Source organism: Terrimonas rubra, from assembly GCF_042686025.1.
Classification (GTDB): Bacteria; Bacteroidota; Bacteroidia; order Chitinophagales; family Chitinophagaceae; genus Terrimonas; species Terrimonas rubra.
In genome coordinates, this window is the sequence record NZ_JBHUOZ010000003.1 from 2,218,693 (window position 1) to 2,239,707 (window position 21,015).

The following is a 21,015-nucleotide window of genomic DNA, read 5'->3' on the forward strand; positions in this document are numbered from 1 at the left end:
CCTAGTGGTTATCGGCTTCGTATAATTCAATGGCCTTTGCTGTATCGCCAAAATAAACCAGTTCGCCATGCCGCATATACATGGTACGGTTACAGTATTTCCGTACTGTTTCCATGGTATGGCTCACCAGTATCACGGTTTTACCCGCGATCCATGAGGTTTCAAAAACCTTTACTGCTTTTTCCTGGAACTTCATATCACCCACAGCAAATATTTCGTCAAGAAACATGATATCCGCACCGGCTTTTACTGCGATGGAAAATCCTAAGCGGGCTACCATACCCGATGAAAAGAACTTGATCTTGGTATCTACAAACTCTCTCAGCTCTGCGAAATCAATGATCTCATCAAAAATGGCATCGATCTGTTTGATCTTCAATCCCAGTACCGAACCCGATATATATACATTCTCCCGGGCTGTTAATTCATGGCTCATCCCTACCCCCAGGTTCATCAGCATGGTAGAGCCGTTTATTTTTAACTGGCCTGTATCAACCGGGTATACACCGGCCAGCACTTTTACCAGGGTCGATTTACCAGAGCCATTCCTGCCTATCAACCCGATAGATTCACCTTTTTGTATCTCCAGTGACATAGGCTTAATAGCTTCCACCCTCTTCCTGCGCGGGGGATTAAACAGGTTGAAAAGCCGGTGTTTAACCGTATTGTGACTATCCTCGCTGATGACAAAAGTTTTACTGATATTTTTTGCGCTAAGTATGATATTGTTACTCATAAAATTTAAAGTTTTTCAGCTGCTTTTGCACCCAGTTTATTCAATACCAGCAAGCCAATGGAAAAGAAAAACAAAGCATACACCATATCCCAGGCCAATAACCCATAATCAGGCGGCATTTTTTCCATCATTACCCTGCGCCCGTTAATAATGATACCGGCAATCGGGTTCAGGTAATGAAAAGTGGGTAAGGCATCTTTAAACACCCTCAGGTTGTAAAGTATGGGCGACAGGAAAAAAAGCAGCGAAACAAATACCTGCCATATCTGTGTAATATCTTTTGCAATGATATAAATGCTGGAAAGTATTAAAGCTATTCCCAGAGAAAGAATAAATAAGTTGATAAATATAGGAATGATCCAGAATGCCTGTAAGGACATGCCCATACTCTCTTTTTCCAGGAAGTTGTAAAAGATGAGGAACATGAGAAAGTTGAAGAAAAATCCAATCGAGTTACTGAATAGCTGTGATATGTATAATTCAATTTTATTCATATTACTGTACTCATACAGGTACTTTTTGGTCTGAAGTATCTGGATAGTGCCGGTGGTAGACTCTACAAAAAAGTTCCATAATATAAGACCGATAAAAAGAAAGGAAGCAAAAGCCGGTACATCGGTCTTCATGATCACCTTAAACACCACATAATAAATACAGATATCCATGATGGGTTTCAGCAGCGCCCATAAAAGCCCCAGCTTGTTCTCATAGTAACGTAACTTAAACTCAATTTTTGCCAGGAGCCAGATGCGCTCAAATTTATTCTCGCCCCCGAACCAACCTTTAATTATCTGTAACATTTTATCTTCTTTTACTCATTAATTTTAATAGCACTGATCTTATTTTGGGACTTCGTTTTACTTTTTCTGCCAGTTTCCTGCTGATCGCATTCATATACCTGTTGGCCGAATAGTTTACCGACGACATCGTAGGATTTTCTATTTTATAACCCGGTCCATTCGCATTCAGAAGCCCGTATAGCTGGCTTCCGAACAGGGATATGGTTGCCGCATATTTCTCTGCGATCAGCTCATACAGGTATTGCTGGTTTGTATCATTAAACCCTCTTGACATAGAATCTTTACGCACCCTGTATAAAAACAGCCGCTCCGGAAGCACAACACCATTACACCCATTTGACATCATGTTGATCACACTGTCATAATCTTCCATTCCATAAATAAACCCCGGATCATTTAAGCCATATTCGCAGAAAGAGGCTTTTTTATACACCAGGCTACTCGAGTTAATCATATTATGAAACAGGATATAGGGAAATACAGGAGTGAAGGAGGCCCAGCTTTTTTCTGAACCCTCAAAATACTGTACCCAGCTACCAACAAAATGTACATTTTCCTTTTCCCTTAAAACCTGTATAGCTTTGGTATAATACGTTGCATGCACTTTATCATCTGCATCGAGAAAGCTGATAAACCGGCCTTTTGCATGAGCCGCTCCCGTGTTTCTTGCAATAGCCAGCCCTTCATTTGCTTTCCGGATGATATTCAGACCCGGCCTGCTTTCCAGCTCCTCCAGTACCCGGATACTGGCAGTATCGGTTGAACCATCGTCAACAATAATGATCTCTGTATTTTTATAATCAGCCTTACGGATGGAGTCGATTGTTTCCTGGAGATAGCTACCCAGGTTGTAGAACGGGATGATGACAGACAGTAGCGGCTCCGTTATATCCTTTTCCGGTAACGGCCTGATCTTATTTTCGATAACCGGGGCAAAAGGGAACCGCGGGCTTTCACCCTGTACAAAACTACCCAGCTGTTCCATCTTGGCTTGATAATGTTGTTCCGGGCTGTACGCTTCTTTTACACGCTGTACCGCATTTTTTTTAATTACCGATAAGACCTCTTCATCCAGTGCCAGGATGGTCTCTATTTCACGTACCAGGCTATTCTCTTCATCGGGGTTATACAGGAACCCGTTTTTTTTATGCGTTATTATTTCTGCCTGCCCGCCTTTTGTTGAAGCCAATACAGGTGTACCGGCATTCATAGATTCCAGTACAACATAGGGCAGGTTCTCCATTTTACTGGGTAGTATGAGTAAGGAGGCCCTTCTGATATATTGGTGTACCATGGCGGCAGGCATTGTACCATGGAGTACCACAAGACCCGCTTCAAAAAGATCCTGGTATTTTTCCTTGAGATAGAGACTCATGATTTTTTTCCGCGAGTGCAGGTAAAAATCAGCGTCGCCAATGATATGCAATTTAACAGCCCTTCCTGTACGGCCCAGTATACGCATGGCATCCAGCAGCTCTATAATTCCTTTTGCAGGAGAAACCTTACCTATAAAAAGAAGTTCATCCGGTAATGCAGTATTTTCTCCGGTGGAAGCAGGAGTTAGCTGACAGGGATTCGGCAGCACCCTGATATCTTTACGCATGATACCCGCTTTCTGAAGAGCAGTGACCAGGTAATGACTTGGCGAAAAACAGATATCAGCCGATTCAATACAAAACTTCTCCATTTCCCCGATCCAGTAAGCGGGTAAAGCATAATTACTTTTATGGTTATAAGACAGTAAAATGAACGAAGGGCAATGACAGGTAATGATGACCTTTATATTTTTAAGAACAGGATATCCCAGGTGTTTTTTTTGCAATAAATAATAAGCAATACCATCATACTCCTGCGCTTCTATCCAGTCCGGCGTTTCTTCTGCTCCCAGGTATTTTTCAATCACTGCTGTAAAGGAATAACTGACAAGCGCTTCATACCCTAAAAACCCCGAGTTATCAGCATAATAAGGCGAAAACCTGATAATCCTGATACCATCTAATACCTCTTCAACAATATGGCTGATATTTCTATCGGGTACAAATACACTTACGTTTACCTGCTGTTTATGTAATAACTGTGCCAGGTGATACGAGTATGTCCCGATTCCGCCCCCGTAATAAGGCGGGTATTCTGATGTAAGTATCCAATATTTCATCTTCCTATATTGCCTCGGCATTCCTGCTCAGCGCCGGTTATTTTTTATTATACAAGGGTACCTTTCTTATCCATACGCTCTCTTTTTTCAAGAACTTTATGATACGCTTTTTGCATCAGGCTTACATCCAGTTTTTCTTCAGCAAATTTCCTGGAGGCCACAGAGAATTTTCTATATTGCTCCTCATCATTACATAGTTGCAGGATGGCTTTTTCAAACGAAGCCAGCGAATTCAGGTTTAAACAAAAGCCTGTATGCAGGTTTTCGGATACAAGCCAGGGAAGGCCACCTGCATCTGAACAAATAACCGGCACTCCCATAGAAAGACTCTCCAGCACTACATTTGGCCGGCCATCCATACGGGAGGGAACTACCAGCAGATCGGTCACTGAAAGCACCTCGAAGGCATTGGCATAACCTATATAGGTCACATTATCCTGGAGGCCATATTTATCTATCTGTGCAATGATGGTTGCAGCCATGGGGCCACCGCCGGCGATCAGGAAATGAATATGCGATTGCTCCTTCAAGCGTGCAGCTATTTCCACAAAAATATCAGGGCCCTTCTCATCCGATAAACGCCCGAGGAAAGTCACTATTTTTTTACCCGCAGGGATCGTAAAATTATTCAGCTGATCTGCCCTGCCTGGTATTTTTTTAAACATAGCAGTATCCACGCCATTTTCTATACGCAATACTTTTGTTGCAGGCCGCTGACACATGGTCACCAGGTAATCTTCCACTTTCGGGTTTTCAACAATGGTTAAATCGATATATTTTTCCTGTTTGATATTATCGATCATATGCCCGACGGTACTGTATACCGGATTAATCACCTGCAGGAAAGGAAAATCTGTTTTCAATTCCTTTAAAATTGAATAAGCAAAAGAGGAATTGCTGATCAGTATATTGTTGATCCCCCTGGATTTAATGATCTCGTAAGTAAGGTTTTTCCAATGTTTCCATTGGTCGGGATCGTTCCAGAGATCAGTGTAATCTTCTAAAAAGTAATAATCAGGACAAACTGCCGCAAACTCCCTGGAAGTATCCCCCATCTCCGGATAACTGCGGTCGGTTGCAATGATGCTTACCGGTATATTGTTTTTAATAAATCCTTTGATCACATGCAGGATCGCTGTTTCTGCACCTCCCACTACCATAAAAGGAATAAATATCAATACAGCATCAGCAGATTGGCTGTTCACTTTTATATCCTTCATCAATTTATCATACTGATAAGGATAACTGTTCAGATCCTTTACGGATAAAGAACGTTTATTTTTCTGGTAGGCCCTTTTATCGAGAATAGAGTAACCATCATTGGCAATACGCAGTTTTTTCCTGAGGTTGAACCAGCTTTTACGCAGTGTCCAGAATTTGCTGCTTTCCATGGCCTCAATTTTATCCTGCAGCCGCTGCACCTCTCTCTTCATTATTTCCAGTTCTGCAAATTTGGCCCCGTTGCCCTCCTGCGTAAACCGGGGTTTAAGATCTGTTAATTCCGCTATATCAGTATTATCCGGTTGGCCATTCTCACCCTGGTTCAGTTGCAGTTCTTTAAACCGGGTTTTGATCCATTCATCAATTCCTTCCTGCCAGACAATAAATCCATGTTTTTGTTGAAAGTATTCTCCTGAATTTTTAATAGCTTCAGAAGAGAACCTGATCTTTTCGGCATCTGCATCCTGTTGGTTTACCGGTGTATCATGGGCATGAACAAAGCAAAAATCTGCTGCATTGCCTACTTTCACCCCTTCTTTATATAACCGCAGCGAAAGTTCCGTATCCTCAAAACCAATGAACATATTGGTATCGTAACCTCCAAATTTTAAAAAATGATCTTTATAAAAAACAGAAGCTCCTCCATATACAAAGGTTGATAAGAAAGGAAGTTTTTGCGGAAATGCATTTTTACTGATCTGCTGGTAACTACTGCTGCCACTTATATGATACCGGTTACCATAAGGCTCTATCCACAGGTCACCACCATAGGCATCTACGGTCTGGCCATCCGGTTTTAACAGGGGTACATTGATATAAAAAGCCCCCAGCATTCTTATAGCTTTCGCAATAGCATTCAAAGGGTTTTCAATAAGGTAAATATCATTATCAAGCGACAATACCCAATCCGTTTTTACATAAGCCATGGCATCATTTCTTCCCTTTGCCACCCCTCTGTTTTCGCCATATTTTATAAGGTCTATGCGAAGGGCTTTCATCCCGGCTATTTTTTCCTCCAATAAGGTTAACTGCTCTGTTGCTGATCCGTTATCGGCAATTAATATGCGGCCTTCGTAGCCGGGCATACACCTGAGTATAGAATTGAGTAAGCGTAGTGTGAGGGCAACCCTGTTAAAACTGAGGATAACAATGGTCAGGTCCTTGCCATTATGATCGAAGCGGGGAAATAAATCGGTGTTTAAAGAAGGATCTGTCTGCATCAGGCTTAAAGAGCCTGTATATCCTCTTACAATAATATTGTTGTTTAATGTGTTTGTTTTCATTATATCACCGGGCTTGAATTACAGGTAACCAATGCCACCCTGCTTTAACAAAATAAGTACTGAATATATGCAGAACAGGATAAACCTTATCCTGCCTGTTTTAATAAATTGTTCCCTATTAAAAACGCCCCTTTATTATGAGTTTAGTTATACAGGAAATAAGCTGTTCAATCATTACGCTGTTATTTACAGGAACGCAGGTAATGCGGAATCACCTGTTAGTATTGAACAGTTTTTGTTTGATCGTTCCCAATAAACTTCGTTTTTCATAGGTTTTTTTATACCATCCGATATCCTGGTTTAACCGTTCAATATCACCTAACAATTTATTCACCAATTGTTTTTCACCTTCACCTTTACGGCTCAACTCCTTGTTCTGTAGTTCCAGGGATTCAATGATCGTTTCTTTTTTATTAACCAGCTGTAACAACTGAATAATCGTTTCTTCTGCTTTTTCCATACTTGCCTTGTGACTGGCAACCAGTTGTTCCATCTGCTTATTAATAGCAATAAGCGCCTGCCGTACAGCGCTTATTTCTGATAGTTCTTTCTCTTCATCAATTTTTATAACCTTAATATTCTCCATTTATAGCTATTAATATCTTACACTAATTAAAAGTCCATCGTTTCATCAGGGTATTACTGATGTATGGCCTGCCCAGGTAGATATCTTTATATATCCTGAAGTTATGCTGCATATCATACTCTGTTTTCTTAATATCCTTAGACAAGGCTCCCATTACTTCCAGCATTTCCCGGTTATTCTGATATTGTATTATTTTAGTGATGGCCGCTCTTTTGTTGGAGAACAGGTCACCATTCACACCTTGCCTGATAATATCACGATTACCCACACAGTCACTCAATAACAATGCTTTTTTTAATGACATGGCTTCCAGCGCTGCAAAAGACAAGCCCTCATATTGTGAGGTGGACAGGTATACATCCCCACTTTTGATAAGATCGTATACGGCATTTTTATCCAGCCACCCGGTTATTTTAATATTTTTAGCATGCAGCAGGTCCGCATCGGGTCCATCGCCCACCCACACAAATTCAAAATTGTCCAAACCAACAAAATAAGATGCTATTTCATTGAATAACTCCGGGTTTTTCTGTGCAACAATCCTACCACAAGTGATGATCCTGAATTTTTCAGAAGTATTTCTGGCCGTTTCATCCTGACGGGCAACGGTTTCTACACCATTATTGACATATAAAGTTTTTATACCCAGCTTTTTATACTCATTAAACTCCGAGGCAGAACTACAGATCACTTTTCCGCACAATTTATTGGCAAAAACCTCAAGGCCTTTGAATAAGAATCGTTTAACCGCGGAATCGGTAGATAAAAAGGAGGCGCCGTTTGGGGTATAGAAGACATTTTTTATGCCCAGCATCCTGCAGGCAATTCTTCCCAGAAAACCACTCTTCGCTGAGTGAAGATGTACCACGTCACATAACTGTGCTTTCTTCAGGCGTTTTAAAATAGAATGGATCTCGAAAAGCGCCTGCACGTCCTTAACCATATTTACTTTCCGGTGGGCTGATTTCCAGGGAATAAACTTAACATTGGATGTATTGAATCCTTTTTTCACCAGGTGGGCTTCAATTTCATCCTTTCTTTCCCCATGTATCACAATATGCTCATCATCGCCTAATACTTTTGTCAGCGAGTTTACAAATAATGCTACACCGGAAGCAAATGGTTCAATAATATGTACTACAACCATATATTAGTTTATCACGATCCTTCGCACGAAAAATCAATTTAGTTAACAGTAAATTAACGTGTAATTTATACGTCCCGGTATGATAAAATGAGGAAGCGTTTTTATATAAACATTATTGTTTATATAAAAAGTGAAATAAAATAAGAAACATTCCTATTCAGTAGCCTGACACTCATCCAACCTAAAACCTTATTTACTGTTTGAACAGTTTATATATTCAATTCTGCGACCCTGACAACATAAATTTTACACCCGTTGCATCTTGTCCACAAATATTTTTAAGCGCAGAATAAATTCCCTTGGCATCAGCCGTAAACAGTATAGCTTAAGTATACCAAACAATTTATATAACGAATTTGGTGCCAGATTACGTACTACTCTCAGCCTGGCCTTTAATTGCCTGTTCTTATTTTTAAAAGAGATCCCTTTTCTATTTAACATACAGTTAACTAAACGCTCCTGTATGATGTACACTTCACCCCTGTTGCACAGGATCCAGAATAGAGCATAGTCCTCTGCATATTCATAATCAACAGGATAAAAGCCTGCTTCTTTTACGGCAGTCAACCGCATCATCACACTGGCGTGCATAAATGAATTCCTGAAGTACATATCCCGGATGATAGCATTATGCTGCCGCGGACTCCGGTAGGTAAATTTTTGTCCTTTTTCCTCATCTTCAAAAGCACACCAGCTGCCCGATAAAACTATTGTATGATTTTTATCAAGCAGCGCCACCTGTTTTATAAATCTTTCCTGATGACATATATCTCCACAGTCAAGCCTTGCCACATATGGTGTATTTACATTGTCCACGATCCACTGCAATCCCTTATTCAAGGCGCGGGTGATACCTTCGTTTTGTACCAGCCGGATAATTTTTACTGCACCCGTTGTATAACCGGCCATCTCCCTGGCACTGACAGGCATGGTACTACCGTCATCAACAATAACAATTAAAAAAGAGCTGGAAGTATAGGCAATACTCTTTAAAGACGCCGCCAGCCCTTCCCTGTTATTGAAACAGGGGATCAGCAGGCAGAAATCAAACTTTTCACCGGCAGTAATGTCCTTAACATCATTCATCATATTATCTTTTAACAGCAATAGCAGCCGGTATACAGGATGGTAACATACACCTTATTACCATGAATAAATAATACCTCTGACAACTGAAATGAATAATGGGCTGCATAACAGCCCATTATTATTATTCCTTTTTAGCATCCTCATCCGGCGATTCCGTGACCGGCTTTATCGCATCAAGATCACTGGATAACTCCGGGTCTACGAATTCGTTCATATAAATCTCAAATAATACCAGCAGGTAACTTATCAGTAAGGGGCCAAATACCAGGCCAATAAAACCAAACAGGTTCAAACCCACCAATACACCCAGTATGGTAATAACCGGGTGAACATCACCTAACCGTTTTAATAAAGATACCCGGGCAACATAGTCTACATTACCCGTAATAATTACACTATATAATAATAAACCCAGGCCCTGCCAGGTTTCACCTGTAGCAAATGTAAATGCCACCAGGGGTATCCAGACAATGGCGGTACCTACCACCGGGAAGAAAGCAAACACACCGGTCAGAAAGCCCCATAACCCCCAGTCACTCACACCAAAAATCAGGTAACCTATGGTTGCCACTATACCCTGGATAATGGAGATAAGCGGAATACCCAACGCATTGGCCTTTACTACCCTTTTGGTTTCGGCAGCCAGTTTATTAATATTCTGCTGTTTAAGCGGTGTAATACGATTCAGGTATTTTTCCAGGTCGCGGCCGTTGATAAGCATAAAATATAACAAGAACAACATAATGGCCAGGTTGGTGACCAACATGGCAGTACTGTTTAACATGCCGGGTAAAAAGTCAATAACCGCATTTAAAGATTTCGACAATGACTCCTGGGATACCAACTTAACGCCTACCCTGTCCTGTATCACATTGATGCTTTCCTGCACCTTTTGCATTACCTCGGTAGGATTAGCTAAAACAGCATTTATTTTGGGACTGATGAGTGTAATAGCCAGATAGAAAGGTATACCAATGAGCACCAGGTAAAAGAGGATGAACAGCCAGGCAGCCCTGGCTTTTTTCATATTTTTTTTATAAATAAATATGAAATATTGCCTCCGGCTGAGTATATAAAAAGTAATTGCCCCTAATATACCGGGCAGGAAGGAGAACAATTCTTTTATAATAACAAAAATTAAAAGCAGCAAAATGCCCAGTATAAGCACTTGCCTGATGCGGTTGTTAAAGGATGGCATACTTGTTTAGATTAATGATTAAATTTATATAGAAAAAAGTGTACCAACAATTTTCGGTATCATTATGGTATAGTATTCCCACAAAAGCCACCTAAACATGAAGGGATTAATAAAAAAACTCAGGAAACAAACTGCTACCCCAAAAGGAAAGATCGTAGCTTTTACTATTTTAGGCCTGGTATTACTGGGTATTGGCGCCGGCGTATATTATTGGTATATACATAAACAAAGGATCATTGAAAAGGAAATAACCGGCCTGGTGGATAATAAATCCAACGGTTTATACCAGTTAAAATACGATGACCTTAGCCTGGATGAGATCAACGGCAACCTGAGCATTAAAAATATCAGCCTGTTATCTGATAGTGTAAAGTTTGACAGCCTGCAGCAACTCAACGAAGCGCCAAACATTCTTTTTGACGTGCAGATCCCCTCCCTCGAAGTATCAGGAGTAAAAACACCGGCCGCTTTACTGAATAAAGAGATCATCGGCACTAAAATAAAGATCACTGATGCGGCCATCGGTATCACCTATACGGGACTGGGCAGCGATTCCGCTAAAAATGTACCCACCAGTAAATTATACCGTCAATTGCTGGGTAATTTAAACCTGATAAAAATAGATACTATTGAATTATCGGGCATTACACTGGTTACCAAAACCCGTAAAAGCAAGGGTGAGATCGTGCGTATGTCGAATGCCACTATCATATTGACCGATGTGGCCGTGGACAGTATTGCCAATGCCGATACCACCCGGATCTTATTTGCAAAAGGTATCAGCGCCGCAATTGACAGTGTACAATGGAAAACAACCGATAATTTATACCGCCTGGTGGCTGCAGGCCTGAATTTTGACAGCCGGCAACAGCACCTGGCAATCTACAGCGTAAAAGCCATACCCCAGTATGATGAAGCCACTTTCCCGCATAAGATGCCCTTCCAGGGCGACCGCTTTGATGTACAGGTAAGTAATTTACAGCTGGAAAATATTTCCTTCTCACAGTTATCCCAGGAAAAGATCATTGCAGACAAGATGATCATTCCCAAAGGATCATTAAAAATATACCGTGACAAAAACTTTTTACGGGATAAGAAAAACCGGGTGGGCACCTACCCGCATCAATTATTGTTAAAAGCACCGCTGCCTGTCTTTATCAAACAACTGGCCGTACAGGATGTGTTCATTGAATACAAGGAGAAGAGTTACCAGACCAAACAAAAAGCAGCCGTGCAATTTGCAGGTACAAATGGCACCATCACTAATTTGACAAATATCAATGACAGCCTGCAAAAGAACAACCTGGCCATTGCCGATTTAAATACCAATTTTTTAAACAGCGGGGCACTTAAAACAAAGTGGACCTTTTATTTAGGCAATCCCAACGGCCGTTTTGATATTGAAGCTTCCATGGGCAGTATGCCCGCAACCGTAGCCTCCCCTATTACCGAGGCTCTCACAAAAATAAAAGTGCAGAAAGGTACCATCAACAGTATCTGGCTTAATACAAAAGGAGACGATTATAAAATTAAAGGGCAGTTAAAAATATTATACGAAGATGCCAAAGTTGCCATATTAAAACAGGACGAGGATAAAACAGAGATGAAGAAAAAGCCCCTGTTGACACTGGTCGCCAATACACTGATCAAAAGTGACAACCCCACAAAGAATAAACCTGCAAGGGAAGTAGAAATAGATTATACCCGTGATACCAACCGTTCTATATTCACCCTTATTTGTAAAGGCATATTAGAAGCCATTATGAAAACTGCCGGTATGGAGATGAAGGAAAAGCCGCAGAACGGGCATTAATGACCAGCTTATAAAATAAGTTGTTCATGCAGCTGGTCCAAAGTGGCCTGCGCCTGTAAACATAATCCGCTGTGTACTTTGGAAGTTTGAATAATGGTGCTGCGTGTGGCTGCCAGCCAACGGAAGCGGGAAGCTATATCCAGCCTGGCAATAGGACTATGAATTGCTGTTCCGTTTGCTATTTGTTCAAATGCATCAAGGTGTATTTTTACCAGTGCGGTATCGGTTAAAGGACATAATGCCTGTAAACGCTGTGCATTGAAACTGATCCTGGTACCCAGGAATTTTTGTTTCGGGCAATACAGTATAACCCCCACGTTAATGAATTCCTCTCTTTCTATACGAGGCACAATGCGTATTACCGCATACTCATATAAGTGACGCTCTTGCATGTTGTGCTTCTTTTATAAAAATATCGGAATGGTGAAGACGATGGGTTAAAAAATCAAAATATATCTTCCGGGTGGTCTCAATATCCGTGGTATAAGCATAGTCCATCAGCCATACTTTGGGTATAAGGTCAATAATATCTTTTATTACTTCCGGGGTGAGAATGGCTTTAATAACCGGGGTAATAGCGTCCAGTTCTGAGGCAAGCGGTAATAATACATGGTCCTTAATGGCGGCAAAAGGCTGTACAGCTGCTTTCTCCCAGTCGGGCCAGGAATGATGAAAGTATAATGCCGCTCCATGATCTATCAGCCAGAGTTGTTTGTTCCAGCTAAGCATGTTTACATTCCTTGCCGTTCTGTCTACATTGGTAATAAAACTATCCAGCCATACAATTTTGGAAGCCGTAAGCGGATCAATTTTATCCACGGTGGGATCATAACTAATCGCCCCGCTTAAATAATGTAAGGCCAGGTTCAACCCTTCGCTTTTACGCAACAGCTCCTGGATCTCCTCATCCCCCTCACTGCGTCCAAATGCTTCATCGAGGTTGGCAAACACTATTTCCGGTACCCTGAGGCCTAAGAGCCTGGCCAGTTCCCCGCCTATCAGGTCGGCAACAAGTGCCTTTACCCCCTGCCCGGCACCAAAGAACTTTAAAGCATACAAAAAACCATCATCTGCTTCGGCAATGGCCGGCAGGGACCCTCCCTCACGCAGGGGTGTTACATAACGTGTAACCGAAACCGTTCGTATTTCCGGGATTTTCGCCATTATTACTGATAAAAGTCCTGCGAAAGTAAACAAATAAGCGTTTCATATATACAGTACCACAGATGTTACTGCTTCGTAAACAATCCTTATCCCATTTTGTTATTACTTTGCGATGATTTTACAGAAACTAAAAAACACACCTGATGACATTTGAAGCGTACCACCAATATTTTGAGTCTATCATACAGAAAAGCCCGGAACAACAAACCGCACCTTACAATAATCCCGATTATTTTGATTATACAAAATTAAACTGGAGCCGTATGAACCGCTGGTTAAAGACCGGCAAGATAACGGATGCCATGACAGAAGCGATAAAAGCTATTGACAGTCCGCAGCAATGGATCATTATCACAGAACCCTGGTGTGGTGATGCGGCCCATAGTGTGCCTTTTTTAGAAATGATCAGCCGGTTGAACCCGCTGTTAACCGTGAGTTATGAATTGAGAGACAGCGAGCCGTTCCGGATAAACAACTACCTGACCAATGGCGGTAAATCAATACCCAAACTGGTGATAAGAGACGATAAAGGAAAAGACCTGGCTACCTGGGGCCCCCGCCCTGCTGCCTGCCAGGAAATATATAGCAGACTAACGGCAGAAAAAGCAGATTTTGAAAAGGTAAAAACTGAATTACAGCTTTGGTATAATGCAGATAAAGGACTTGGTGTTCAGGAAGAGTTAACCGCTTTATTATTGAACATTAACCGCGCTGCCGCCCCTGCCACATTGCAGCCTGCTGAATAATGTTGGCGCAGTATAAGTGTACGGGCCGCAACAGGCGATGATAACAGTACTCTTATTTATCTCATAAAGCAATAACGATAAGCAAAGCCCCTCGCATCATTTTACGAGGGGCTTTTTTATGAGGGTTATGGATCGGATGAATTAATAAACCAGTTTTGTTGCAATCTCAGGGTTTTCAATTTCGGCAACCGCAGAGGTCTTGGTAAGCTGGTAAGCGATCTTTGCACGGGCTTTTGTCCAGCGGCCCAATGTCATATTGAACTCACCGCCCAGCACATTAAACAAACCCGCATCGGAAGGTGTGTTATAGGTAATAGCCGTTGTATTGTTACCGGAACGGTAAAAAGGCTGCTCTTCCAATGTCAAGGGGTTAATGATATCATAGTAATCGTTATTACAGATGCGGTATCCATAGCCATTACCAACCAAGGATCCGCCGGAAGCACAGAACATCACATCTTCAGGGATAGAAGCCGCTGTAACTGTGGTTGTTTCAAAAATGGCTACACCATAAGCATTACCTGAGTTGGCCAACAGGTTGGTGGTGGCCGTGCCAAAGCCCTGGCCTGCCAGCGTATGGTAAGCATAAGTAGACACCCAATTGGAAGAAGCCATACTCGTAGAACCAGTACTGTTGATGAGTTTATTGGTGCCCCCTACATAAAAGAAAGTTCCTTTTGGTGCAAAGCCCGAAGTAATATTTATTTTATACGTACGTACCTGCCCTGTAGCCCAGCCATTGATGGGGAAGCCGGTTGGGGTAGCTGCATTGGCATTATTAGAAGTTACTACCGAAAAAGGAGTAACCGAAAAGTCAATATCCTCCGTTGCAAGGAACTGGATGTATTCGTTGTTGGCATCCGTATTCTGCGGGTCATTGTTCCAGCCGGAAATAATGATACGGGGTGTTTTGTATACAGATTTTAATTCCACCAGGTCATTGGCATTCCTGAATTTCAGGTAAGGAATACGCAGGTTTTCGGCTTCACGCACAAACACAATACCGTAGTAGTTAGCCATTTTGTATTGCGGTAAGGCCGCCAATGGAGAGTTGACATTGGTATTCACGTTTACAATACCAAAGCCATCGTTAATGGATTGTTCACCGCTCATTACCTGGCCATTCTGCGGCTGGTAAGTAAAACCTCCTTTTACAATAGCGATCAGTGTACTTTCGTAATCGTCAGGACGGGCTAATAGTTTATCAATATTTACCCTGCTTACTTCGATAGGCTTATCACCGGCCACTTTTTGTATTTTACTTTCGGTAATATTGGTTACCTGTAATGTACCGTTTATTTTTTCCAGGCGGCTTCCCACCAGGTCAATCACCAGTGAATCGCCGGGAAAATAATTAGCTGCCTGGTCACCAATTTTAATAGCCAGGCCTCTTAAGAAACTTAAGCGTGGATTATTTTGTACAATCAGTAACCCTTCCGGTAAATTGTCTGTCCTGTGATCAGAAACCACCACGCAGGCTATTTTAGAAGAACCATCCAGTGAACCTTCTGTCAGTTCAACAGGTTTACCCTTATACAGGTTACGCACATCATAAATAGCAATATAAGGACTTACTTTACCACCGGGGTAATTTAGCTTTGATTTATAACAACCGGCAAATATTACTGCCGTTATGATCAATACGAATAGTTTGTTGATATTATGCTTCATAACAATACTTTTAGTTTTGGTTATGGTTTTTGCCACCACACTTTTGTGTTAATTTCATCTGGCCCCTGCTGTCTTACCGCATTTTTATAACTGGTAGGGTTTGAGGATTGTACATATACCGGGTAGTATAAACGGGCCGGCATCTCACCATTGTTTTTTAAACCGTTCCCTTTCGGCAGCACAGGGTGACCTGTACGGCGATACTCGAACCATTGCTGCATATCGACCAGGAAAAGAGCGAAGTATTTTTGTTTGTGGATACGTTCCATCTTGTCCTCGAAAGAATCGTTATCATCCCAGTCTATATCAGATTCTGATAAATGCTGCTGTATAGGTTTTGTCCAACCCGGCATCCATAATGTGATACTGTTTTGTGCCCCGCTGTAAAAGAAAGTTTTGGGATCACCGGCCAGCAGGCCTTTTAAAGCTAACTCTGCTTTGATGAATTCCACTTCCGCAAAGTTCATTATCATACCGGTCATGGGTTCGGTTTGTAAACTTACCGCCGCCGTTTGATCGGACGAATAGAAGTAAGACTGCCTGGTGTACTCACCGCCATTGGGCGCATAACCGGAAGGTATGCCCACATAGTTACCCGACACCGGAGAAATACCCCAACGGTTGTTAGAAGAGCCCGTTGTGCCGTATAAAGTATTGTACAAAGAAATATCCATCCTGGGATCATAAGAGTCCCTCAGGAAGTCGATAAAGAAAGAAGCAATGGATACTGCCCTGAAGTCCTGTACCCTTAATAAACTGTAGGGTGACACAAAGGCCCCGATACCTGTCCAGCGCAGTATGGCCGCATCCGCATTGCTGGTCATGATAGGATAGTTGGCAGCATTGGTGGTAAACATCTCCTGCATTTTGGTAACGTAAGCTGCCATCTCCGGCTTATGTGCAATACGCAGCAATAAACGAAGCATTAAAGAATTACCGAATTTTCTCCACTTGGTTTTATCGCCTTTATACACCAGGTCGGCTTCCGCATCAATTAACTCGGTAGAAGGTGATAAACGTAGTAATGTATTTGCCGAATCCAGCTTGGCGATCATATCAATATAGATATCTTTCTGGCTATCGAATTTTGGTTCCAGTATCAGGGAGTCCCGGCCTAATGTTGCCTGTGAATAAGGTATATCCCCATAGGTATCTGTCAGGATAGAATAGGTCCAGGTCTGGCAGATAAGTGATACGGCCTGGTAGGCGCGGCTATAGTTGATAGGCTCCACTGCCTTTAGGTACATATCACGGTAATTGGACATATTGGTAAAATGCCCGTTCCATAAATAATCGGCCCAGTTTCTCCTGAAGTCATAACGAAAAACCTTACCATCGCCGTCACCTATATCAACGGTAACCTGCATCAGTTCATTATTCAGGTTACGGTTACGTATCATATTATACTCTACCGATTTCATGAGCGCATTGGCCAGGAACTGCTGTGGGTAAGCATTCGTGGTTTTGGTAGGATCTGTATTTAAATCTATAAACCCTTTATCGCAGGCCTGTAATGCCATAATAACAGCAAGACAGGGAATTAATATCTTTTTCATTTTCAAAGTCATTTTAGTTTAGAATCCAACAATCAAATTCACCCCGATGCTCCTGGTAGACGGGAATTGCGCTATTTCAAATCCTTTTACAATGTCCGACCCGTCCAGTGTGCCGAACTCAGGATCAAATGCAGGCCATTTTGACCAGATGAAGAGGTTACGGCCATAAATACCAACAGAAGCTTTTTGCAGGCCCAGTTTGGCAAGCACTTTCTTTTCAAATGTGTAATCGATCCTTGCTTCCCTGAATTTGATAAAGTCGGTTGGGAAGGTATTACCCTCGCCCTGGTTACTGCCCCAGTGTGTACGATAGTACTCATCAATATTGGTAGCGATAGTTGTGTTAGGTACAAATTTGCCATCAGCTGTGCGTACCACCCCTTCACCAATGATACCGCTGTAACGGCCGGGTAAAGTCTGTTTAAGTTTGCCCTGCTCTGATAATTTGTGATTGGTTTGTGAATGCCCTACCCCGCCCCATTGTGTATCGAAGAGGAAGTTTAAACGGAATCCTTTATAAGAGAAAGTATTGCCGATACTGGCCCTGCCTTTAGGAATAGTATTGCCTAAGTAGATCACTTCTTCCGTTAATAAGGCATACCCGGTTGCAGCATCGTAAATGATTTGTCCGTCCGGGGCACGCTGGTAACCTATACCATACATATCGCCCATACTGCCACCTACTTTACCTACTATCTGTGATGCACCGATAGAACGTTGCTGTAATACAATGGATGAATCGGCCAGTTCTTCTATACGGTTACGGTTGGTAGAGAAGGTAAAGGTAGTAGACCAGTTCAATCCTTTTTTGCTTACCAGTTGCTTGGTGGTCAAGCCTATTTCCAAACCGGTATTACTCACCTCACCAATATTGGTGAGCCTGCGCTGGGCACCGGTAGCAGCATCGATGATCCTTTGCAAATGCTGGTTATAAGTATTGCCTTTGTACGCGGCTACATCCAGGCTTACACGGCTTTTAAATAACCTGATATCAGTTCCTACTTCAAAAGAACGTGTTCTCAGCGGGTTGATCAGCGGGTTTGATAATAAGTTGTTATTGGCTAAAGAACCACCGATCAGCGTATTGGGACTTTCATAGTAGTTTTGTGTGAGGTAAGGCTTTTGTACACCCGAACCTACACCGGACACAGAAGCCCTGAGTTTTACAAAATCAATTACTGAAGGCAGGTTCACTACTTCCGATAAAACAAAGCTGGCATTGTAAGAAGGATAATAACCCCATACTTTTTTATCAGGGAACTGGGGTGAAGCCAGCGTGCTCCACCAATCCCAGCGACCGGTCATATCAAAGAATAAGAAGTTTTTATAACCCGCTGTTACCAGGTAGTAGAAACTGTTTGTTTCAAAGTTCTGGATCTCCTGGGTTGTTTTTACGCCGTATTTGGAGTTGTTATGATTGTACACACCGGGGAACATGAGGCCATCTGACATGAGGCTGGTAATGCGGTACTGGTTCCTTAAGGTACTGCCGCCCACTGTTGCAGAAACATCAATATGTTTAGTGATATTCTTTGCATATTTTAATAAGAAATCGGCTGATGCTTCTCTTGAGAAAATATCCTGTGTACGATGGCTGCCCTCCGGTAATCTTGATCCTGCATCCCATGGACGGTCCTGGTAGCGGTCTTCACTGCTCTGGTCAATAGAAGCTCTCACCATAGCATTAAACTCCCTGGTAAACTGGTAGTTCACCTGCGCATTACCATTGATGGTATGACGGTTATTGCCATTAATAAACTCGTAAGAAATGGCGTAAGGATTTTCCGGGTAAGTAGAATACGGGTAAGCGATCTTTTTCTGCTCCTGCCCGTTTACCCAGTAATTTTTTAACCAGTTTAAATCAGCATTCGGCTGCCAGAAAATAAACCAGTACATCAATGACTGGTTGCCATAACCGGCGCCGGGCAGGTTATCGCTGTTACGGTTGCCATAGTTTACTTTGGCCGATACCGTAAGTTTGTTAGTTACTTTTGAGTTCACCGATAATGCCAGCGTGGTTCTTTTATAACCGGTGTTGGGCATGATCCAGGTATTATTAACATTGGTAGCCGAAAAACGGGCCGATGTTTTATCACTGCCACCGTCAATAGAGATAGTATTGGTTAAGGTTCTGCCGGTTTCAAAAAAGTCAGTGATATTATCATAAGCTTTCCATAATGTACGTTCGGTACCTACGTTTTGCCTGGCAGGGTCATATTGATAAAAATACTGGCCGTCAAACTTTGGTCCGTAAGCCGAGGAAGTACCTGAGGTGCTGGGTCCGTCAACAGTAGTACCATAGGAATAGTGTGCCGCACCGTTTAAGCCCTGGCCGTATTCGTATTGCAGGTCAGGCCAGCGGTTCACACTTTCAAAAGATGCGTTTGAGTTTAGGGTAATACCAATACCTTTTCCTTTTTTACTGCCCGCTTTGGTGGTGATGATAATAGCACCATTGGCCGCACGTGAACCATATAAGGCTGCAGCGCTCGGACCTTTTAAAACGGTGAGGTTCTCAATATCTTCCGGGTTAATATCGTCCATGCTGGAACCATAATCCACAGGCATATTATCACTTCCTGTTCCGTATGCCGCGCTGCTGCCCGTTCTGCGGCCGGAACCGGAGTTGATCACCACACCATCCACAACGATCAGGGCTTCGTTTTCGCCGGTAAGATTATTCTCGCCTCTTAATATGATCTTTGTACCGCCAACAGGGCCGGCGTTGGAACGTAACAGGTTTAAACCGGCTACTTTACCGGATAAAGCATCCATCCAGTTGTTGGATAACGCTTCAGTCAGTTCTTCTCCCTTTACTGTAGTAACTGAATAACCTAAAGCTCTCTGTTCGCGTTTAATACCTAAAGCGGTTACTACTACTTCATCCATATCCCTTGCATCAGGTACCAGCTTTACATTTAATACCCTTGCTTTCTCCACTTTAATCGTTTGTGTTGCATACCCTGCATAAGAGAAAACAATTTCTGCCGTATCCAATTGTACTACCAGCATATAATTACCCTTGTTATCGGTAATAACTGTCTTAGGAAATCCTTTCGCCTGAACGTTTACACCCGCAATGGCATCCCCGTTTTCGTTAACTACTTTACCCCTGATGACAATGTCCTCAACAGGCCGGTTATTTGTGATCCGATCCCGGTCGTTTTTGCCGGGCACTTTATCAGCCCCGCTTGCGTAACTGCCCAGTTGCAGCACCATACAGAAAAACAATAAACGTTTCATTAAAGAAAAGTTTTGGTAGTGAGTGCATAAAATACCTGTTACGCCGGCAGTGTATAACTGTACCGCGTTTAGGTTAATGCAATAAATTAATTGGTGATTTTTTGACTGTGCGAATGTAGAAGCGTTGTGTAAACTTTTTGTTAACGCAGTATTAACTTTAATAAATACATAATATGATAACATTGATCTTTAAACCCTAACAACTGTTGGTAGCCGGCATATCATTGTATATCGGCTTATTACCTCCTTTCATCACTATGCTCTTACCAACAGGGAGCCTGTACACATTTCACCGATTCATATTGTACAAAAATTGCTGCAGGAGAATTTGTCATCATCCCGCTAATAAAAAAAGAAAGGATGATAATAGCAAACTGTAAAGTAGTGAGATCACCGGCCCGCATAGCTTAAAATAAACCCGGTTGGTTATTTATTTACCCGTAATGTATCATTACAAATTTTAAATATTACAATTCCCTGACAATCCTAACATACTTTCTTCTGGAAGCCTTACTGTAATTGACGTTTATCGTAAATCATTTTTCCTCATCTCGCAATAAAGCCTTGTTTGTTCCGAATATTTTTGCGCCCTAAAAAACTAACAGAA

Annotated in this window: 15 protein-coding genes; 2 read left to right on the forward strand and 13 right to left on the reverse strand. The window is 42.1% G+C overall.

What is annotated here, in order from left to right; genetic code table 11:
* Position 1: 1 nt before the first annotated feature.
* The 8 genes from ACFS6H_RS18535 to ACFS6H_RS18570 form a co-directional block, all read right to left on the reverse strand.
* Positions 2-736 carry an ABC transporter ATP-binding protein gene (locus tag ACFS6H_RS18535; protein ID WP_386102592.1) on the reverse strand — a complete coding sequence of 245 codons (735 nt, stop codon included), beginning with the start codon at positions 734-736 and terminating at the stop codon, positions 2-4.
* Positions 737-741: 5 nt separating this feature from the next.
* A complete protein-coding gene (locus ACFS6H_RS18540) occupies positions 742-1,536 on the reverse strand; it encodes an ABC transporter permease (protein ID WP_386102595.1) in 795 nt (264 codons plus the stop codon).
* A 1-nt stretch (position 1,537) separates the two neighbouring features.
* The gene (locus tag ACFS6H_RS18545; protein WP_386102598.1) at positions 1,538-3,691 is read right to left on the reverse strand and encodes a glycosyltransferase; all 2,154 of its coding nucleotides are present in this window, start codon (positions 3,689-3,691) and stop codon (positions 1,538-1,540) included.
* A gap of 47 nt (positions 3,692-3,738) precedes the next feature.
* A complete protein-coding gene (locus ACFS6H_RS18550; RefSeq protein WP_386102601.1) occupies positions 3,739-6,195 on the reverse strand; it encodes a glycosyltransferase in 2,457 nt (818 codons plus the stop codon).
* 211 nt (positions 6,196-6,406) lie between these two features.
* The gene (locus tag ACFS6H_RS18555) at positions 6,407-6,781 is read right to left on the reverse strand and encodes a hypothetical protein (protein WP_386102604.1); all 375 of its coding nucleotides are present in this window, start codon (positions 6,779-6,781) and stop codon (positions 6,407-6,409) included.
* Positions 6,782-6,803: 22 nt separating this feature from the next.
* The gene (locus ACFS6H_RS18560) at positions 6,804-7,928 is read right to left on the reverse strand and encodes a glycosyltransferase (RefSeq protein WP_386102607.1); all 1,125 of its coding nucleotides are present in this window, start codon (positions 7,926-7,928) and stop codon (positions 6,804-6,806) included.
* Between the two features lie 246 nt (positions 7,929-8,174).
* Complete coding sequence (locus ACFS6H_RS18565) at positions 8,175-9,017, reverse strand: glycosyltransferase (protein WP_386102610.1); 843 nt, start codon at positions 9,015-9,017, stop codon at positions 8,175-8,177.
* Between the two features lie 121 nt (positions 9,018-9,138).
* The gene (locus ACFS6H_RS18570) at positions 9,139-10,215 is read right to left on the reverse strand and encodes an AI-2E family transporter (RefSeq protein ID WP_386102613.1); all 1,077 of its coding nucleotides are present in this window, start codon (positions 10,213-10,215) and stop codon (positions 9,139-9,141) included.
* A gap of 97 nt (positions 10,216-10,312) precedes the next feature.
* Here ACFS6H_RS18570 and ACFS6H_RS18575 point away from each other — a divergent pair, with 97 nt between their 5' ends.
* Complete coding sequence (locus ACFS6H_RS18575) at positions 10,313-12,028, forward strand: hypothetical protein (protein WP_386102615.1); 1,716 nt, start codon at positions 10,313-10,315, stop codon at positions 12,026-12,028.
* Between the two features lie 8 nt (positions 12,029-12,036).
* Here the strand turns inward: ACFS6H_RS18575 and ACFS6H_RS18580 are convergent, their stop codons facing one another.
* Both ACFS6H_RS18580 and ACFS6H_RS18585 read right to left on the reverse strand, forming a co-directional pair.
* Positions 12,037-12,420, reverse strand: a complete 384-nt coding sequence (locus tag ACFS6H_RS18580) for a DUF3037 domain-containing protein (protein WP_386102618.1) — start codon at positions 12,418-12,420, stop codon at positions 12,037-12,039.
* Positions 12,398-13,192, reverse strand: a complete 795-nt coding sequence (locus tag ACFS6H_RS18585; RefSeq protein WP_386102621.1) for a HipA family kinase — start codon at positions 13,190-13,192, stop codon at positions 12,398-12,400. Before ACFS6H_RS18585 ends, ACFS6H_RS18580 begins: the two co-directional genes overlap by 23 nt.
* A 143-nt stretch (positions 13,193-13,335) precedes the next feature.
* On the opposite strand from ACFS6H_RS18585, the gene ACFS6H_RS18590 reads away from it, so the two are divergent.
* Entirely contained in the window at positions 13,336-13,938 is a 603-nt protein-coding gene (locus ACFS6H_RS18590; protein WP_386102624.1) for a thioredoxin family protein, read from the forward strand.
* A 141-nt stretch (positions 13,939-14,079) separates the two neighbouring features.
* Here the strand turns inward: ACFS6H_RS18590 and ACFS6H_RS18595 are convergent, their stop codons facing one another.
* The 3 genes from ACFS6H_RS18595 to ACFS6H_RS18605 are packed head-to-tail and all read right to left on the reverse strand — an operon-like array spanning position 14,080 to position 20,408.
* A complete protein-coding gene (locus tag ACFS6H_RS18595; protein WP_386102627.1) occupies positions 14,080-15,609 on the reverse strand; it encodes a DUF5689 domain-containing protein in 1,530 nt (509 codons plus the stop codon).
* Positions 15,610-15,629: 20 nt separating this feature from the next.
* Entirely contained in the window at positions 15,630-17,165 is a 1,536-nt protein-coding gene (locus tag ACFS6H_RS18600) for a SusD/RagB family nutrient-binding outer membrane lipoprotein (RefSeq protein ID WP_386102630.1), read from the reverse strand.
* An 18-nt stretch (positions 17,166-17,183) separates the two neighbouring features.
* Entirely contained in the window at positions 17,184-20,408 is a 3,225-nt protein-coding gene (locus ACFS6H_RS18605) for a SusC/RagA family TonB-linked outer membrane protein (RefSeq protein WP_386102633.1), read from the reverse strand.
* Between the last annotated feature and the right edge of the window lie 607 nt (positions 20,409-21,015).

Bases quoted from the DNA above. Each gene is read 5' to 3' on its own strand.
- ACFS6H_RS18565 (WP_386102610.1), bottom strand. From the start codon at position 9,017: ATGATGAATGATGTTAAGGACATTACTGCCGGTGAAAAGTTTGATTTC.
- ACFS6H_RS18545 (WP_386102598.1), bottom strand. From the start codon at position 3,691: ATGAAATATTGGATACTTACATCAGAATACCCGCCTTATTACGGGGGC.
- ACFS6H_RS18540 (WP_386102595.1), bottom strand. From the start codon at position 1,536: ATGTTACAGATAATTAAAGGTTGGTTCGGGGGCGAGAATAAATTTGAG.
- ACFS6H_RS18590 (WP_386102624.1), top strand. From the start codon at position 13,336: ATGACATTTGAAGCGTACCACCAATATTTTGAGTCTATCATACAGAAA.
- ACFS6H_RS18560 (WP_386102607.1), bottom strand. From the start codon at position 7,928: ATGGTTGTAGTACATATTATTGAACCATTTGCTTCCGGTGTAGCATTA.
- ACFS6H_RS18575 (WP_386102615.1), top strand. From the start codon at position 10,313: ATGAAGGGATTAATAAAAAAACTCAGGAAACAAACTGCTACCCCAAAA.
- ACFS6H_RS18605 (WP_386102633.1), bottom strand. From the start codon at position 20,408: ATGAAACGTTTATTGTTTTTCTGTATGGTGCTGCAACTGGGCAGTTAC.
- ACFS6H_RS18570 (WP_386102613.1), bottom strand. From the start codon at position 10,215: ATGCCATCCTTTAACAACCGCATCAGGCAAGTGCTTATACTGGGCATT.
- ACFS6H_RS18585 (WP_386102621.1), bottom strand. From the start codon at position 13,192: ATGGCGAAAATCCCGGAAATACGAACGGTTTCGGTTACACGTTATGTA.
- ACFS6H_RS18555 (WP_386102604.1), bottom strand. From the start codon at position 6,781: ATGGAGAATATTAAGGTTATAAAAATTGATGAAGAGAAAGAACTATCA.
- ACFS6H_RS18550 (WP_386102601.1), bottom strand. From the start codon at position 6,195: ATGAAAACAAACACATTAAACAACAATATTATTGTAAGAGGATATACA.
- ACFS6H_RS18535 (WP_386102592.1), bottom strand. From the start codon at position 736: ATGAGTAACAATATCATACTTAGCGCAAAAAATATCAGTAAAACTTTT.
- ACFS6H_RS18595 (WP_386102627.1), bottom strand. From the start codon at position 15,609: ATGAAGCATAATATCAACAAACTATTCGTATTGATCATAACGGCAGTA.
- ACFS6H_RS18600 (WP_386102630.1), bottom strand. From the start codon at position 17,165: ATGAAAAAGATATTAATTCCCTGTCTTGCTGTTATTATGGCATTACAG.
- ACFS6H_RS18580 (WP_386102618.1), bottom strand. From the start codon at position 12,420: ATGCAAGAGCGTCACTTATATGAGTATGCGGTAATACGCATTGTGCCT.